The organism is Desulfuromusa ferrireducens (genome assembly GCF_055389805.1).
Window position 1 is genome coordinate 4,054,588 of sequence record NZ_AP042415.1, and the last position, 17,460, is coordinate 4,072,047.

At 52.2% G+C, this 17,460-nt stretch carries 17 protein-coding genes; 2 read left to right on the plus strand and 15 right to left on the minus strand.

What is annotated here, in order from left to right:
* Positions 1 to 12 precede the first annotated feature (12 nt).
* The 5 genes from cmk to ACZ5PT_RS18245 all read right to left on the minus strand — a co-directional run bounded on the left by cmk (position 13) and on the right by ACZ5PT_RS18245 (position 5,144).
* Complete coding sequence (gene cmk, locus ACZ5PT_RS18225) at positions 13 to 690, minus strand: (d)CMP kinase (RefSeq protein WP_464264438.1); 678 nt, start codon at positions 688 to 690, stop codon at positions 13 to 15.
* Between the two features lie 104 nt (positions 691 to 794).
* On the minus strand, positions 795 to 2,093 hold the full coding sequence (gene aroA, locus ACZ5PT_RS18230) for a 3-phosphoshikimate 1-carboxyvinyltransferase (protein ID WP_464264439.1): 1,299 nt from the start codon (positions 2,091 to 2,093) through the stop codon (positions 795 to 797).
* Between the two features lie 22 nt (positions 2,094 to 2,115).
* A complete protein-coding gene (locus ACZ5PT_RS18235; protein WP_464264440.1) occupies positions 2,116 to 2,982 on the minus strand; it encodes a prephenate dehydrogenase in 867 nt (288 codons plus the stop codon).
* 2 nt (positions 2,983 to 2,984) lie between these two features.
* The gene (pheA, locus tag ACZ5PT_RS18240; protein ID WP_464264441.1) at positions 2,985 to 4,082 is read right to left on the minus strand and encodes a prephenate dehydratase; all 1,098 of its coding nucleotides are present in this window, start codon (positions 4,080 to 4,082) and stop codon (positions 2,985 to 2,987) included.
* A 105-nt stretch (positions 4,083 to 4,187) separates the two neighbouring features.
* Positions 4,188 to 5,144 carry an ADP-ribosylglycohydrolase family protein gene (locus tag ACZ5PT_RS18245; protein WP_464264442.1) on the minus strand — a complete coding sequence of 319 codons (957 nt, stop codon included), beginning with the start codon at positions 5,142 to 5,144 and terminating at the stop codon, positions 4,188 to 4,190.
* Between the two features lie 102 nt (positions 5,145 to 5,246).
* Here ACZ5PT_RS18245 and ACZ5PT_RS18250 point away from each other — a divergent pair, with 102 nt between their 5' ends.
* Positions 5,247 to 6,428 carry a pyridoxal phosphate-dependent aminotransferase gene (locus ACZ5PT_RS18250; protein WP_464264443.1) on the plus strand — a complete coding sequence of 394 codons (1,182 nt, stop codon included), beginning with the start codon at positions 5,247 to 5,249 and terminating at the stop codon, positions 6,426 to 6,428.
* Positions 6,429 to 6,528: 100 nt separating this feature from the next.
* Here ACZ5PT_RS18250 and ACZ5PT_RS18255 read toward each other — a convergent pair whose 3' ends face one another.
* Positions 6,529 to 6,990, minus strand: coding sequence for a chemotaxis protein CheX (locus tag ACZ5PT_RS18255; RefSeq protein ID WP_464264444.1), 462 nt, complete (start codon positions 6,988 to 6,990; stop codon positions 6,529 to 6,531).
* Positions 6,991 to 7,170: 180 nt separating this feature from the next.
* Entirely contained in the window at positions 7,171 to 8,151 is a 981-nt protein-coding gene (murB, locus tag ACZ5PT_RS18260; protein ID WP_464264445.1) for a UDP-N-acetylmuramate dehydrogenase, read from the minus strand.
* Positions 8,152 to 8,424: 273 nt separating this feature from the next.
* Between murB and ACZ5PT_RS18265 the strand changes: the two genes are divergently transcribed.
* Positions 8,425 to 8,985, plus strand: coding sequence for a GNAT family N-acetyltransferase (locus ACZ5PT_RS18265; RefSeq protein ID WP_464264446.1), 561 nt, complete (start codon positions 8,425 to 8,427; stop codon positions 8,983 to 8,985).
* Between the two features lie 44 nt (positions 8,986 to 9,029).
* Here the strand turns inward: ACZ5PT_RS18265 and recJ are convergent, their stop codons facing one another.
* The 8 genes from recJ to queA all read right to left on the minus strand — a co-directional run bounded on the left by recJ (position 9,030) and on the right by queA (position 17,429).
* Positions 9,030 to 10,769 carry a single-stranded-DNA-specific exonuclease RecJ gene (gene recJ / locus ACZ5PT_RS18270; protein WP_464264447.1) on the minus strand — a complete coding sequence of 580 codons (1,740 nt, stop codon included), beginning with the start codon at positions 10,767 to 10,769 and terminating at the stop codon, positions 9,030 to 9,032.
* On the minus strand, positions 10,757 to 11,533 hold the full coding sequence (locus ACZ5PT_RS18275) for a right-handed parallel beta-helix repeat-containing protein (RefSeq protein WP_464264448.1): 777 nt from the start codon (positions 11,531 to 11,533) through the stop codon (positions 10,757 to 10,759). Before ACZ5PT_RS18275 ends, recJ begins: the two co-directional genes overlap by 13 nt.
* 149 nt (positions 11,534 to 11,682) lie before the next feature.
* The gene (locus ACZ5PT_RS18280) at positions 11,683 to 12,258 is read right to left on the minus strand and encodes a tetratricopeptide repeat protein (protein ID WP_464264449.1); all 576 of its coding nucleotides are present in this window, start codon (positions 12,256 to 12,258) and stop codon (positions 11,683 to 11,685) included.
* A 27-nt stretch (positions 12,259 to 12,285) separates the two neighbouring features.
* Complete coding sequence (gene secF / locus ACZ5PT_RS18285) at positions 12,286 to 13,194, minus strand: protein translocase subunit SecF (RefSeq protein WP_464264450.1); 909 nt, start codon at positions 13,192 to 13,194, stop codon at positions 12,286 to 12,288.
* A gap of 14 nt (positions 13,195 to 13,208) precedes the next feature.
* Positions 13,209 to 14,807 (minus strand): protein translocase subunit SecD, encoded by a 1,599-nt coding sequence (secD, locus tag ACZ5PT_RS18290; protein ID WP_464264451.1) that lies wholly within the window; start codon positions 14,805 to 14,807, stop codon positions 13,209 to 13,211.
* An 82-nt stretch (positions 14,808 to 14,889) separates the two neighbouring features.
* Complete coding sequence (yajC, locus tag ACZ5PT_RS18295) at positions 14,890 to 15,198, minus strand: preprotein translocase subunit YajC (RefSeq protein WP_464264452.1); 309 nt, start codon at positions 15,196 to 15,198, stop codon at positions 14,890 to 14,892.
* 60 nt (positions 15,199 to 15,258) lie between these two features.
* Positions 15,259 to 16,377 carry a tRNA guanosine(34) transglycosylase Tgt gene (gene tgt / locus ACZ5PT_RS18300; protein WP_464264453.1) on the minus strand — a complete coding sequence of 373 codons (1,119 nt, stop codon included), beginning with the start codon at positions 16,375 to 16,377 and terminating at the stop codon, positions 15,259 to 15,261.
* A 14-nt stretch (positions 16,378 to 16,391) separates the two neighbouring features.
* Positions 16,392 to 17,429 carry a tRNA preQ1(34) S-adenosylmethionine ribosyltransferase-isomerase QueA gene (gene queA, locus ACZ5PT_RS18305; protein ID WP_464264454.1) on the minus strand — a complete coding sequence of 346 codons (1,038 nt, stop codon included), beginning with the start codon at positions 17,427 to 17,429 and terminating at the stop codon, positions 16,392 to 16,394.
* Positions 17,430 to 17,460: the final 31 nt, after the last annotated feature.

A 17,460-nucleotide genomic window follows, 5' to 3' on the forward strand; every position in this document is an offset into this window, starting at 1 on the left:
ACGCAACTCCACCTATGCCTGCTGACGTGCGGTAATTACCCGCAACATTTCTGTCAATACCGCTTCGATCGACAGGCGGGTCGAATCAATTTCGATAGCATCCTCGGCACACCTTAAAGGAGCGTGCTCACGATCACTGTCAGCCGCATCCCGCTGCTCAACTTCTGAAATTGTTTGTTGCAGATCAACATCAATCCCTTTGGCACGTAATTCATCATAACGACGCTGACCACGCTCCTGAGCCGTCGCCGAAAGAAAAAACTTCACTTCAGCCTGCGGAAAAACAACGGTGCCGATATCCCGCCCCTCCAAAACAACACCACCACCCTGCCCCATCTGCCGCTGCAATCGAACCATCGCCTCACGTACCGTCGGATAAGCTGCTACCTTCGCTGTCAGCAGGCTGACTTTGGGAGTTCGAATCGCCTGCGAGACATCTTCATCATTAACAATCACCCGCTCCTGCTGCGCTTCGTGGACAAATTCGATCGACAGATCGCGACACAAACCCAGCAATGCTTGCTCGGAATTCAGGTCAATATTCCCTCGCTCAACCAGCAAGGCAACCGAACGGTACATGGCACCGGTATCGATATTGATATAGCCGAGCTGCTTGGCCAAGGCCTTGCTGAGAGTGCTTTTGCCAGCGCCCGACGGGCCATCAATGGCGACAATCAATTTCTTCGTCAACTTAACCGTCCTGTCTACGTAAGTTAAAACCGGCAAAAGCGGTAGAAGCACATGCCGGTCAAGATAAATCAATAAACGATATAACAGCTATCCAGCACCGGGAATCAAGCCCGAATACTGTTTAGCAACTCCCAGAAATTCGGAAATGAGGTTGCCGTACAGGCGGTATCCTCAATCAGAATTTCACTCTCCGCCCGCAACGCCGCGACCGCCATACTCATCGCGATGCGATGGTCGCCGAAGGAACTGACCGTCCCGCCAACAATCGGCTGTCCGCCAGTAATGCGCAGACCATCTTCCAACGGCTCGATCTGCCCACCCAGTTTACCCAAGGTATCGCACATGGCGACGATTCGATCTGTCTCCTTGACGCGCAATTCCTTGGCATCACTGATGGTCGTCACGCCAGCGGCAAAGGCTGCTGCGACACTGACGACCGGAAACTCATCAATCGCTCGCGGGATCAGTTCACCGCCGATTTCAATTCCCTGGAGATCGCTCGACTTAACCAATAGATCAGCAACCGGCTCTCCGGAAAGTTCACGCTGATTAAGCAGTTCAATAGAACCACCCATCTGTTGCAGAATATCGATGATGCCACTGCGGGTCGGATTGACGCCGACATTTTTCAACAATAATTCCGTGTCGGGAACAATCAGACCGGCAACCAGAAAAAAAGCCGCCGAAGAAATATCTCCAGGCACTTCGACCTCACGCCCCGCTAAAGTGACCCGTCCGGTCACCCGTGCTCCGCCGGCGAAAGATTCAATTTCAGCACCAAAATAGCGCAGCATCCGTTCGCTATGATCGCGCGACAAGTGCGGCTCGTAAACCGTCGTCGTCCCTTCAATCTGCATGCCGGCCAACAGCAGTGCTGACTTTACCTGCGCACTCGCCACCGGCGAATGGTATTCAGTAGGCGTCAGCCCACCACCGTCGATTGCCAGTGGTGCCTTGCTGTGCTGATCACGTCCGAGGATCTTCGCTCCCATCTGAGCGAGCGGATTGATGATCCGGCCCATCGGCCGTTTACGCAAATACTGATCGCCGGTTAAAACAGAAAAAAACGGTTGCGCCGCCAGAATCCCGCTCATCAGCCGCATGGTGGTGCCGGAATTCCCACAGTCGACAACGTCGGACGGCTCCTGCAGACCATCAAGACCGCGCCCTTGAATGACTAACTCATCGTCGCCCTTTTCGACAACTTCGACCCCCATCGTCTGAAAAGCTTTCAGCGTCGACAGGCAGTCCTCGCCACGCAACAGTCCACGCACCCGGCTCTCCCCTTTGGCTAAAGAGGCAAACATGATAGCGCGGTGGGAAATTGATTTATCACCAGGCACAACAATTTCACCACGCAACGATTTTGCCGGGGCAATGGTTCTGGTTTCTAATTTATGCATCAGGATTTAACCTCAAAATTATTTACAGGATGGCATCACGCAGTTGCTTCGAACGCTGGAAAAACTCAAATAGTTTCTCGCCACTGCCCTCAGCCACGTCGGCCTTCAGCTCGGCAAAGAAAGTTTCGAACTGCTCCATCATCTCCAGTAGCGCGTCGCGATTGGTTTCGGCGATATCACGCCACATGGTCGGATCGGATGAGGCGATGCGGGTAAAATCACGGAATCCGCCAGCCGAGTACTCGAGAATGTTCTCCTCGTAGTGATCGTAGGAACCGACGGCGTTAACCAACGAATAGGCGACCATGTGCGGCAGGTGGCTGATGGCGGCAAGAATCCGGTCATGTTTTTCCAGCGGCATCTGCACAACATTACTGCCCGCCAACCGCCACATTTTAGCGACCAACTCCAGAGCCTGCGCATCGGTATTCTCGGTGGGGGTCAGAATACAGCGTTTGCCGCGATAAAGAGTCGGAAAAGCAGCTTCGGCACCACTCTTCTCCGTTCCGGCAATCGGGTGACCGGGGACAAAGTGGATCTCCTTCGGCAATAGCGGTTCGATCGCCCTGGCGACCTCCCCTTTAACGCTACCCCCATCGGTGATGATGGCACCGGGCTTTAAGGCGGGAAGCATCTCTTTGGTGACTGCAGCCAGAGTACTGACCGGCGTCGCCAGAAAAACGACATCCGCGTCTTTGACCGCTTCAAGCGGATCACGGGTGTAGCTGTCGATAATGCCAAGTTCGAGCGCTTTCTCAAGATTCGGCTTGCCGCGACCGCAGCCGATCACTTCGCCGACCACACCAGCTTCTTTCAAAGCCAGGGACAGAGAGCCACCGATCAGACCAACGCCGATAATGGTCAAACGGGGAATAAGGATATCAGCCATGATTATTTCTCCCCAGCCGCATTTTCCTGACGATAAATCGGGTACGAGCCGAGAATCTTCAGAAAATTGCAATGTCCGCGCAACTCTTCAATTGCCGAATGAATCGGCTCGTCATCAACATGACCGATCAGATCGAGGAAAAAGATATACTCCCAGACCTTTTGCTTCATCGGTCGACTTTCGATTTTTGACAGGTTGATCTGCCGCTTACTAAAGGGTTCGAGCATCCGGTACAGAATCCCCGGCTGGTCTTTAACGCTGAACATGATCGAGGTTTTGTCCTGAGCGCTCTTTTCCGGGGTCTTCTTGCCGATGACCAAAAAACGGGTGAAATTATTCGGATTATCCTCTATTTTCGCCTTCACCACCTGCAGCCCGTATTGCACGGCAGCGGCCTGACTGGCAACAGCTGCAGCGGTTTCGTCCTCGGCCGCCAATTGCGCTGCGGCAGCAGTACTGGCGACATCGACCAACGGCACGTCGGACATATTTTCTTCCAACCAGTGGCGGCACTGCGCCAACGGTTGCGGGTGAGAAACAATCTTGCGGATCTGCTCAACATTGCCGCTCTTAGACAGGAGATTGTGCGAAATTTCCAACATAATCTCGGCGACCACCTGCAGCTCTGAACCGATAAACATGTCGAGGGTATGATTAACTACCCCTTCGGTGGAATTTTCGACCGGCACCACCCCGTAGTTCGCGCGGCCCCGCTCGACCTCTTCGAACACCGAAGGGATACTCTTCAACGGTACCAGTTGTGCGGACAAACCGAACTGCTGCATCGCCGCCATATGGGTGAACGTCGCCTGTGGACCGAAAAAAGCCACCTGCATCGGCTTTTCCATATTCAGCGAAGCCGAAATGATTTCTCGAAAAACCTTGGTCACCCCATCATTGGGAAAAGGGCCGGCGTTCTGTGCCGTCAAACGTTGATAAATTTCTTTTTCACGGCTCGGCACATAAAAGGTTCCACCGGTGCCTTCTTTCGCCTTGCCGACACCGATGACCACCTCGGCTCGCTGATTGAGCAGTCCGAGGATCTGGCTATCAATCGAATCGATCTGCTCACGTAATTTTTTCAAGTCGTTTTTTGGCATAAGTTTTTTCTCTTATTAAGGGGATGAATTTGAAGCTGGAATGTAGCCTAAAGCGTTATAAAAAGCAATAAAACCAGACCTCTTTCATGACAACAAACCTTTGGTTCAGCAGATGGAAATTGCTGCCAACCCCTCAGCAACTGCGATCAGTTCATCCCTGCCACCCTGCTGATTTTCGAGCCGTTCAAACCAGCGAGAAGGAAACCAATGATTACCCTGTAGCGCACCGACCAGCGCGCCAGTCATCGCACCAATGGTGTCGGTATCGCCGCCAAGATTGACCGCCTGAATAATCGCCTCCTGCGGATCGTCACCATAGCGCAGCGCAGCCCAAAGAGCGGGCGGCCAGGAGTCGGCGCTGCGCACGCCACAACCGAAAGCAGAGACGATGTCAGCAGCGCTTGCTTGCTGACCTAGCAACTGTTGGAGCAGCCTCAGCTTACCATTCAGAATCGATTCAGGAGCATAGCTCCGCAGGCGTTCAAGGAACTTTTCTCCATCCGGCAGAGCATCTTCTTGCAGCAACATGCCAATGGCCCGTGCTTGTAACAACGCAGCCTCAACCGCCTCTGCGTGCGTATGGGTCATCAGAACAGCGGCCTTCACTTTTTTATCGAGCAGGGCATAATCCAAATGCCCGTACAGCAAGCCAACGGGTGCAATCCGCATGGCAGCGCCGTTACCGAAAGAACCGTCCTTAAACAACATAGTCCCCGTCTGCTGCCAATTAGCCCCCTGCCGTAAAGCCGTCATAACCTGCACAGCGCTGCGCCCATAGCCACGCTGCGGAGTAAACGCCTGTGCGTAAGCAGCGGCACAATCAGCACCGCTGACACCACCCGTTTGCAAAATCGAGCACGCCAAGGCCAGGGTCATTTCGGTATCATCGGTATAGCAACCAAAACCAGGGCCACACTGCGCCACCTGAAAATCACGCAACAACTGCGGATGCTGCGCCAGAATGGCACTGCGCGACTGCATTTCCACGGCCGACCCTAAAACATCCCCGAAAGCACAGCCGAGCAGACAACCGACAAAGCGTGATTTTCGCTGATTCGTCATGGTCGCGACTTGAACCTCCTTGACCCGTTACAAACGCACAGTTAAACTGCGACAGATTAAATTCCGTGTCCATTCCGGACAGAGACAGAAAGGACAGAGTGAATGACCATCGCCACAAAAGTCAATGAGTGTATAGAGAGCGCCTCCTGGATTCGTAAAATGTTTGAAGAGGGGGCTGCAATGCGGCAAGAATTCGGTGCTGATCAGGTTTTCGATTTCACCCTCGGCAACCCAACCATCGAACCTCCGGCCGAACTTCAGGCCGAACTGATCAAGATTGCCAACAACCCGGTTCCGGGCATGCACCGCTACATGAACAACGCCGGTTATGATGAAACCCGCGCTGCGGTCGCTGCAGTGATCGCCGAACGCTGCGATCAGCCGGTCACCGGACAACAAGTAGTTATGACCTGTGGTGCCGGCGCAGCTCTGAACGTGGTACTGAAAACCCTCCTCAACCCAGGCGACGAGGTGATTATCCTCACTCCGTTCTTTGTCGAATACAAATTCTACATCGACAACCACCAGGGGATCCCGGTCACCGTCATCACCCAGGATGACTTCCAACCGGACCTGACGGCAATTGCCAGCTCCATCAACAATCGTACTCGGGCCATTATTATTAATTCCCCGAACAACCCGACCGGAGTCATCTATCCGGAAGCTACCCTGAAGGCTCTCGGCGAGCTGCTGCAGGACAAAGAACAGGAACTGGGAACGGCGATCACGGTTATCTCCGACGAACCCTATGCCAAAATCAGTTTCGGCGAAGAGGTTCCCTGCATCTTCAACAACGTCGCCAACTCGGTGATTGTCACTTCACACTCCAAAGATCTGGCCCTACCGGGGGAACGGATCGGCTATTTGGCCGCTAACCCGGCCATGGCTGATGTCGACCGGTTCATGCAAGGCACCATCTTCTGCAACCGGGTGCTCGGTTTCGTCAACGCCCCGGCGCTGATGCAACGGCTGGTCACCAACCTGCAACACAGTAGTGTCGATAGCGAACTCTATCGCCGCAAGCGCGACCTGCTCTACGACAAGTTGACCGAACTCGGTATCGAAATGGTCAAACCGGGCGGCGGGTTCTACCTGTTCCCAAAGTCTCCGCTGCCTGACGAAATGGAGTTCATCCGCATGGCACAGAAATACCGCATCCTGCTGGTGCCCGGTTCTGGTTTCGGCGCACCCGGCTACTTCCGCATCGCCTACTGTGTGGATGATGACATGATCGAGCGCAGCCTACCGCTATGGGAAGCACTGGCCAAAGAAGCTGGCCTGTAGAAATCGATTGATTTCCAAACGAAAGAAGCCGTCCGAATCTCGGGCGGCTTCTTTCGTTTAACACTATAAAATCGAACTGAAAGTCAGCTTAAATTTAACGCTAGGCATTAAAACTGTACTTAATCTCGACATAAAACGGTCCCTGCACAAGGTCGAAGGGAACGATAACCCGGTTACTTTTTTTCGGCGAAGAGATGCTGTAGGATTTACCCATAATCGTTGTCGGAATGGCCAGAAACGTCTCAACACCTTCATCGAGAAAACGCGATTTAAGACCACCAGCGACCATGTTGGCGACTTCGCTTAAGGCGTCTTTGACATCTGCGTCGATTTCATCAAATTCCGTATCCAACATGGCTCCTGCGATGTCCATCGCGATATATGCCGAACAGTGAATCGTCACCATCGCCATCAAATCACCAGAAAGCCCGATCATTGCCGAGAAATAACTGAAGATAGACTCTTTCCCCTCGGCCATACACCCTTCGGTTGAAATTTCCATAAAGATCATGGTTTCAAAAATCTCAATGGTTGAATCGATGATTTTCTCAGCAATATCCACTATAACCTCAATCCGCAACATGGCTAATATTGAAAGGCAAAAACTGATGACCTGCTATGCAGCAGCAACCGGCTAAAGACTTCCCCCGGCCCTTGCCTCGCCGGATCAGAACCGAGCCATCGCTAGCAGCTTCTGTATTATGCCAGAAAACCAACATATTGTTAGAAAAAAATAATCACACTAGCGATCCGCCCGAATATGTGCCGGCTGCAGCTCGCCACTCGGATCGACATAACGCACTTCACAATTCAATTCGAAGCCGATCCGCTGGCGAATCGTTTGTCGAATATGCCTGATTAGCGCCAAAACATCAGCTGATGTTGCACCACCCAGATTGACAATAAAATTGGCGTGCTGGTGCGATACTTCCGCTTGACCGAGGCGAAATCCCTTTAACCCGGCATCTTCGATAATTTTTCCCGGCGGTCCGACGCTGGCGTGCATCTCGGCACTGCTTAAAAAAACCGAACCGCAATTGGGCTGTTTACGCGGAAACTTCTGCCGGCGGGTGCGCAGGTCGCTGACCATCTCACGCCGGACATCTTGCGGCTCACCTTGGGGGCATTCAAGTTCTGCCGCAACCACCACACAGCCGCTGCCCTGCAAGGCACTGTGGCGATAGGAAAATTCACAGTCGCTGCGACTTAACTGCCGGACCTCGCCGGTCGCATCGACAATGGTCACCTGCACGACATTCTCACCGATCCCTTTACGCTGGCTGCCACCGTTCATCATCACCAAGCCGCCAACCGTACCGGGAATACCGATGGTGTGCTCCAAGCCGGTCAACCCCGCACGCATCGACAAACGAGCCAACTGCGGCACCCAGGCACCACCGCCAGCAACTATCCGCTGACCACTAATCCGAATAGTCGACATCTGCTCGCCGATTTTCACCACCAGTCCGCGGACTCCGGCATCATCAAACAGCAAGTTGGTCCCTTGCCCGATCACCACCAATGGAATTTTATGTTGACGAACAAATTTGACAATGGTTACAGCCTGCTCAGCAGTAGCCGGTTCAACCAGCAGATCAGCTGGTCCGCCAATTTGCCAACTATTATGCCGGCAAAGGAGCTGGTCGGCACGAACCCGTCCAACGTCCAACCATGCAAGCTGAGGAGCTAAATGCGAATACTGTTTTTCAGATAAAATGGTCATTTAGTTGATATCTCTAACCTTACAGCGAATTTTAAGAACAAGCAGTGTTGCAACAATAACATTTAAAACAACAATTAAAAAGCTGCGGGTCTCAACTCATCATTTTCATACAAAAACAAGAACTTAGGTTACTAAGAATGGAGCAAGTAACTGTTTCCAGACAAGTCCAAGAAGAACCACAAAGGCACTCCCTCATTAATGACTTGCAGGTACTTGTCACTTTGTAGTACAGCAACGGAAACATTCCCGCCCAAATGAAAAGGAAAATTTGCAATGCGCTATCAACCCTCACTCAATACCGAACGACTCAGACTGCGCCCCTTTGTTGCTGATGATGCGACAACGGTGTCAAACATGGCCGGCACGCGCGAGATTGCCGCGGCGACAACCAGTATTCCCCACCCCTACTCTTTAACCGCGGCGAAAACCTGGATCGCCGGTATCCCCCATCTTTACCGTTCGGGATCGGCTGTCCATTTTGCCGCCTGTTTGAATGAAAGCAAACAACTGATCGGCTGCTTCGCCCTGAAAAATATTGAGATGAACAACTCACATGCAGAGCTGGAATGCTGGATTGGCGTGCAATGGCAGCGACAGGGGTTCGCCACAGAAGCCGTCCGTGAAGTCCTGGATTTTGGCTTTAAGCAACTTAAATTGCACCGCATCTATAGTTATCAGTTATCCCATGAAAAAAAATCGGCACAGCTATTAAATAAACTCGGTCTCCAACAAGAAGGATTAATGCGGCAATCGATTTACAAATGGGGGAAGTACGAGGATCTCGCTCTCTTTGCGATTCTGGCAGAAGACATCGAGACGGAATCGACACTCTGATCTTCATAAATTTGCGGCCGGTGCAGAGTCACAGGTCGCAAATTTCAGAGCGACACATGCTCCACGCCAGAGGGACGATAATCAACGATCTGCAGTTGCACCGAGTTATTGCCTTTCCAGCTATTGATTCCGGGTCGATAAAGCAGATCCAGCGAGCCATGTAACTGATCAAAACGCTGCGCCATACCGAAGGCGATGCAAGCGACACGACAGCCGCCCTGTTCTAGGTCGAATTTGAGGTGCTTTTCACCGAGAACACGCGGGGCGAGGACACGACAGTTTCTGCTAACAAAGGCAGGTTGCGGATTTCCCATACCGAAAGGATCCAAGGTTTCCAGCTCGCTGACTTGCTGCAGGCTCAACTCGTCAAGGGCGCATTCCCCGTCATGAGATAGAACCGGCAACAGATCCTCAGGGTTCAACGCCGCACGCGCCGTTTTTTCGAAACAGGCGATAAAACTATCTAGCTTGTCATGGGCAATCGACAGCCCGGCAGCCATGGCATGGCCGCCAAAACCAGCCAAAGGTTCGGCGCAGTGCTGTAACGCCTTATAGAGATGAAAGTTTCGAATCGAACGAGCCGAGCCCTTGCCCAGCCCTTCGTTTAAGGCAATCAGTACGGTAGGCCGATGATAGCGCTCAACCAAGCGACTGGCGACAATGCCGATCACTCCGGAATGCCAGCGGTCATCGGCTAAAACGATACTATAACCGTCGGCGCAGCCTTGTTCCTCAACCGCAGCCACTGCTTGTTCCAGGGTTTGTTGCTCAATCTGCTGGCGTTCCTGGTTAAAACCATCGAGCAATTCGGCCAGAGCCTGGGCCTCCTGCGGATCAGCGCCAAGCAGCAACTGAACCCCAAGGGCGGCATCTTCCAAACGTCCAGCGGCATTTAAGCGCGGCGCCAGACGGAAACCAACTGTACCGCAACTCACCTTTTTTACATCGGCCACCTTCTTCAGTGCAGCAACACCAGGCCGGGCACCCAACTCCAACAACTGCAATCCAGCGCGAACCAGAATCCGGTTAACTCCACAGAGCGGGACAATATCGGCAATCGTACCCAGAGCCACCAAGTCGAGTCCCTGACGCAAGTCAGGCTCGGGCCGCTCGCTAAAATAGCCATTCTCACGTAAACGACGCCGCAAACCAACCAACAGAAAAAAAGCCACCCCGACACCCGCAAGATCAGGCCAAGGAAAGCGATTGCCGGACAGATGCGGATTGACCAAAGCCAGACAGATCGGAAGTTCTGCTGGGGGCTGGTGGTGATCGGTAATTATCAGGTCGATTCCGAGCTCAGAGGCTAAATCTGCTTCGGCAATCGCAGCGACCCCGCAATCAACCGAAACGATCAGTTCACAACCGTTATCGCGGGCTTGACGGATAGCATCGATGGAGAGACCGTAACCGTCCTTCAGCCGTAGGGGAATATGGTACTCGACCAGGCCGCCAAAACTGCGCAAGGTTTCCACCAGTAATGTGCAGCCGGTAATGCCATCGACATCGTAATCACCATGCACGGAGATCTTCTCGCCGCGCACCAATGCCTGCTCAAGACGGCTGCAGGCGATGACCATATCGGGCAGCAGATCGGGATCGGGCAAAGCTCCCAGACGCGCTTGTAAAAACTCGCGTCCTTGTTCTGCGGTTTCTAACTTGCGTAACAACAGGGTGCGTGCGGTCAGTGGCAAGACCCCCAGGGTCTCCGCCAAGTGTTCTATCTGCGCGCGACTCGGTTGTTCGTTGCGCAACTGCCAGTTTCTCTCAGTTACCTCTTCCATCGAATCCCCGCATCAATATCAGGTTGACTGCGCAATGGCAGAAAGTTGATCGTCCCCAGCCAGTCATCCAAACGTCCATCAAAAAAAGTCGCCGGTAATGACTCGGCGGTTTCACTTCCCCAATAATTATTCCCCAACGCCACTGCGTCCCTGACCCCTTCGCCCAAAGAAACCTGGTAAGGGCGGTTATTGTAGAAACTGTTATTTTCGATGGTGTAGTCACGCGGTTCGGAGGTAATAAACAGGCCTTTGCGATTATCGCGGATCTCATTTTTACAGATTACTGGCGATCCAAAATGGAAGCGGATTGCCGCACCGTTTTGCTGCAGCAGATTTTTCTCAATCAACATATTGGCGTCATTAAAGCGAATGCCGACCAAATTATTGCTGAAAAACGAGTTTTCAATCACCACCCAGGATTGCCGCGCATGAATAGCACTATCCGCCTGGGTGAAGTAACAGTAGTCGAAAATCGCCCGCGGCGACTCCTCAATATTCAGCCCACCCCAACTACCGGCGCTGGCAAGCGGATCAACAAACTGAAAGCTGATCGGCATTTTAGCCGTGCCCTTGGCAACAATTTGACCGCGTATTATCAGCTCACTCCCGGGAAAGTTCGGGTGATCCGCAAGCTCATCGGTGGCCAGATCCATCGGCAGGAACAACACGCGAGTCCCCGGCGCAATGGTCAGCACAGCATCCTTGGCAAGAATAACATTGCCCTGCAGATGGACCTCGCCCTGCCAATGCAACTGACCGTGCAATTCGCCTTGCAGCAGAACTGGCCGCGGCAGGCAAGCGGACGTGGACAAGGGAATGAGAATAAGCAGGAATAATCGGAGGCAGAATATAGATTTGATAGTCGACATAAGCAAACAAATCAGGCCGGAGCGAACTCCGGCCTGATCAGAAATTATTGCGGCTGCTGAGGAGATGGCTGAGACTTGAGAAATTCAAGTTCAGAACGAACCTGAGCCGCTCCGGGACCGCCAGGATTAATGGCAATAAACTTTTCCCAGACTTCAACCGCTTTGGGAAAATCCTGCAGATCATAACGATAAACGATTCCCAGATTATACAAGCTCTGCTGATGATTCTGGTTGAGCGCATAAGCCTGTTCAAAGTTCTTGATCGCCCGGTCAAACCAACCCAGACGCCGGTACATAACTCCCTGATCGGTCAAAATATTAGGGTCATTGCCATCCAGTGCGAGAACCTTGTCGTAGGCCTCTACCGCTTTCATCGGCTGGTCGGAATCGAAATAATTATGCCCCAGTTGAGCCCAGGCATTACGGTTTTCCGGTTCCTTGGCAACGATCCCTTCAAGCATAGTGATCTGCTGCAGATAGTTAACAGCTGGCGCCGCCGCCGGAGCGCTGCCGGATCCAGCCGTTGTCGTAGATCGGTTCTGCATATTGGTAAAAATGACGGCGATCAAACCACCGACAATCAAAGAGATAACGACTAATAAAATAGTCTCTTTTTTCATTGTTGCTCCTTGATCCGTTGGCTGCATTTATTTTGCGGACGCTTTTTTACGCTCATCCCAGAAAATAAGAACCGGGCTGGCAACAAAAATCGACGAGTAGGTTCCGACCAATACGCCGACCAGCATGGCAAAAGCAAAATTGTGAATGACCCCGCCACCGAGCACAAATAGAGCCATAACAACCAACAGAGTGGTTCCAGATGTCAGCAAGGTGCGCGACAGGGTTTCATTGACACTACGATTGACAATGAAGGAAAAAGATTCCTTGTTGTGCTTGCCAAGGTTTTCTCTGATCCGATCATAAACAATAATCGTGTCGTTGAGCGAGTAACCGATAATCGCCAGAAACGCGGCAATGATTGGCAAATCGATCTCTTTTCCAAAAACGCTAAAGGCACCCAAGGTAATCACGACGTCGTGCAACAGCGCGACAATAGCACCGACCGCAAAACGGAACTCAAACCGCCAGGAGATATAAGCCAGAATACCAAGCATGGCATACAAAATCGCCTGGAGCCCCTTGCTGCGCAAGTCTTTACCAACCTGCGGGCCAACCATTTCGACCCGACGGATATCAACATTACCTTCTTGATAAGTAACTTCTAATGCGGCCCGAATCTGCGACGAAAAACCTTGCAGCTCTGCAGAGGTTTTTTCGACACGAATCAGAAATTCATTCTGATTGTCGCCAAACGACTGCACGACAGGACTGCCTAGTTCCAGACCAGTCAGAGCTTTCTTTATCGTTCCAGCGTCAGTATCAGCGTTGAAGCGAACCTGAACCAGGGTCCCCCCGGCAAAATCGATCCCGTAATCAGGACCGCCTTTAATAACCAGAGAAGAGAATCCGATGAGGATGAGAACAATGGAGACAATGAGCGCAATCTTGCGCTTGCCAACAAAATCGATATTAGTATCCGGCTTGATCAGCTGCATGCCGTTAAGCCTCCTTATATACTTAGCCGCTTGACTTCGCGGCCCCGCAGGAAATAGTCAAAAATAACCCGCGAGACAAAAATCGCGGTAAACAGCGAAGCGATGATACCGATAGATAAGGTCACGGCAAAACCGCGAACCGGACCGGTACCGAACTGGAAGAGCACCAGAGCCGCCAGCAAGGTCGTCAGGTTGGCATCGATAATGGTCAAAAATGCTTTAGCGTAACCAGCATCGATGGCAAGCTTAGGCGCTTTTCCGAGTCGCAATTCTTCTCGGATCCGCTCAAAGATCAGCACATTGGCATCAACCGCCATACCGACCGTCAACACGATCCCGGCCAGCCCCGGCAGGGTCAGAGTCGCGCCGAACATCGACAACATGGCCGAAATAAACATCAGGTTCAGCGACAAGGCAATAATAGCAACCATACCGGAGAGCTGATAGTAAATCGCCATGGCAATGACCACCAGGATTCCGCCGATCAGGATCGAATTGATCCCCTTGTCGATAGAATCCTGACCAAGGGACGGTCCAACGGTCCGGTTTTCGAGGATCTGTACCGGTGCCGGCAGTGAACCGGCGCGCAGGACGATGGCCAAGTCGGTCGCCTCTTGTGAGGTGAAAGAGCCGGAAATTTGTGCACTGCCACCAGCAATCCGCTCACGGATAACGGGTGCGGAATAGATGGTATCATCCAACACGATCGCCATCCGCTTACCGACGTTGGAGGCGGTGATCTGATCAAAACGTTTAGCCCCGACGGCGTTAAAATCGATGGAGACGTAAGGCTCGTTAAAACGGGTATCGATCCGGACGTTGGCATCGGACAGCAAATCACCGGTCAAGACCGTTTTATCGATAACCACCAATGGAGTTTCGGTCACAACCCCGCTAGAACGATTGGTATTGCGCTCGTACAACAGTTGCGTACCGGCGGGCAACTTACCGGCAATCGCATCCTGCACGTTAGCATCCTCGGCCACCATCTTGAATTCAAGCCGCGCAGTTTTACCGAGCAGGGAGATGGCTCGATCGGGATCATCGATACCGGGCAGCTGAATAAGGATACGGTTGCCACTTTGCCGCTGCAAGGTCGGCTCACTGACGCCAAACTGGTCGACCCGATTACGCATCGTCTCAAGGGCCTGCCGAACGGCGTAATCCTTGACGTTGGCAATCTCGCTGTCACCTAAACGGAAGTGCTTTTCGATGTAACCACCGGCACCGGTAAAGGTTTCAGCTTCTAACGAGGGGTAATCCTCGGTCATCAGGGTATCGACCTTGGTGCCCTCCTCGTCATCATAAACAAGAACAACCAGTCGGTCTCCCTGACGCCGCTCGACCCGCTTAAAGATGATATCTTTTTCGCGTAATTGGTTTTCGGTCTGGTCGATGATGGTATCGATCCGGCTCTCGACGGCCTTATCAACATCAACCCCCAAAACCAGATGCATACCGCCCTGCAAATCGAGACCGCGATGGATCGGATCAAAGGCATTAAGCCACCACTGCGGTAGACTGTCCTTCATAACGGTCGGAGCTACGGCGAAAACTGACAGGAGTAGGCAGCACAGTACCAGTGCACCCCTGAATTTTAGACTATTTGACATCTGAGTCGAATCTCCCTTTAGATATCAACTGACAAGTAGCTGGTCTAAAGACCACTGCATTTTTGTCCTATCGGGCAAAAGACTACTGCTTGACCTCGGTAATTGCCGAACGGTTCATTTTCACTTTCACTCCGGTGGCAACCTCGACAGTACAAGTTGTTTCTTCTACCGAAGTAATTTTACCGTGAAGACCACCAGCAGTAACAATCTGGTCACCGCCCTTAAGGCCACCAACCAGTGCTTTGTGCTGCTTGGCCCGCTTCTGTTGTGGGCGGATCAGCAAAAAGTAAAAAATTGCGAACATCGCCACCAGCATGATGATGCCTTCATATCCCTGCTGACCACCTTGACCTGCTGCGTTTCCTGCCATTGCAAATGCTTCTGTTGCCATGAATTGAATCCTCCGGTTGTGTTCAGTGCCAAAAAAGCACTTGAGCATAATATAAAACGACTATTGACTTCTTTTCTGATAAAAAGCGGACCGGAATTCGGCAAAGCTGCCAACTTCGAGGTTCGCTCTGATATCGGCCATTAAATGCTGATAATAGTAAAGATTGTGATGCGTATTAAGTACCGACGCCAGTATTTCGTTGCTCATGTAAAGATGGCGTAAATAAGCCCGACTATAATTGTGACAGACATAACAGTCACAGTCGGGATCGATCGGCAAGGCATCGTCACGATAGCGGGCCTGTTTAATGCTTACCTTGCCAAAGGTGGTAAACAACACCCCGTTGCGAGCGTTGCGGGTCGGCATAACGCAGTCAAACATATCACAACCACGGGCGACACCCTCGACTAAATTTTCCGGCGTTCCGACACCCATCACATAGCGCGGTCGATCCTGCGGCAACAGCGGCAGACTGTACTCCATCAGGTCGTACATCAGCGAGGTTTCTTCACCGACCGACAAGCCGCCAAGGGCATAACCTTCAAAACCGATCTCCTGCAGTTGTTCGGCACTCTGCTTGCGCAGCTCAAGGTCCATGCCACCTTGAACAATACCGAACAGGGCGGAATCGGATGAATCAGCCGGCAGCGCTTCGCGACAACGCTTTGCCCAGCGCGCCGAGCGGTTGGTCGAATCGACGATATAGGCCCGTTCGGCTGGATGCGGGATGCACTCATCAAAGACCATGATGATATCCGAGCCGAGCGCCTGCTGAATTTCGATCGACAGTTCCGGTGTCAACATATGCTTACTGCCGTCAAGATGCGACTGAAAAGTCGCCCCTTCTTCAGTAATCTTACGCAAATCACCAAGACTGAAAACCTGAAAACCACCGCTGTCGGTTAAAATCGGCCGGTCCCAGTTCATAAACTTATGCAGGCCGCCAAGTTGCTTCACCACATTATGCCCTGGCCGCAAGTAGAGGTGATAGGTATTGGCCAGAATGATCTGCGCACCGATCTCCTTGAGCGCTTCCGGCAGCAGTCCCTTAACCGTACCTTGCGTACCAACGGGCATAAAAACAGGTGTTTCAATAGCACCGCGCGCCGTCGTCATCCGACCGCGCCGTGCCTGGGTCACCCCGTCCTGCTGTAAAAGATCGTATCTGAATCGGGACAATTTTTCCCCAGTTCTTAATAAATGAGCATGCAATCGCCATAGCTGAAGAAACGGTAGCGCTCTTCAACCGCCTGCTGATAGGCCGATAGAATCAAGTCTCGTCCGGCAAAAGCCGAGACCAGCATCAACAGGGTCGATTTTGGAAGATGAAAATTAGTGATTAACGCATCAAGCAACTTAAAACGATAACCGGGGTAAATAAAGATTTCACTTTCACCACAACCTGCCTGTAACCGCCCATCTTCGGTTGCAGCAGTTTCCAGGGCCCGCGCGCTGGTCGTCCCCAAAGCGAACACCCGGCGCCCTTCTGAACGCGCCAGATTGACCCGCTCCGCAGTTAGCTGCGGCACACTGAAAAGTTCCGCATGCATTTTATGCTGAGCGACATCATCAACACGGACCGGCAAGAAAGTCCCCAAGCCCACATGCAAGGTGAGAGAAAGTACTTCAACCCCAGAGTCGCGCAAGCGTTGTAATATCTCTTCGGTAAAATGCAGCCCGGCGGTCGGTGCCGCAACTGCGCCTTTTTCACGAGCAAAAACCGTCTGATAACGCGAATGATCTTCACGACTATCTTCACGTTTTATATAGGGCGGCAGCGGTAAATGTCCAATAGCTTCGACGCACTGCATAAAATCACCGCTGCAATGAAAACGCACCCGGCGATAAGGCGGCTCAGCTTCATCAAGCACCTCGGCAGTCAACTCTTCACTCAGCTGAACCATTGTTCCCGAGCGTATTGGTCTGGAACTTTTGGTCAGACAAAGCCACTCTTCTGCCTGCTCAACCTGCATATCACGACGTACCAGAAAAATCTCGACCTTGCCGCCAGTCGTTTTCTGGCCAAGCAAACGTGCAGGAATAACCTGGGTATCATTTAATACCAGCACATCACCTTGGCGGAAAAAGCCAGGCAAATCGCTAAAGTAGCGAGAGTCGACCTGTCCCGTCTTGCGATCCAGACACAGCAATCGCGACGCATCACGACGCTCTGCCGGCTGCTGGGCAATCAGCTCCTCGGGGAGCGAATAATCAAAATCATTTAGCTGCATCAAAACCATTCCAAACTAGTCAAAACCAGCG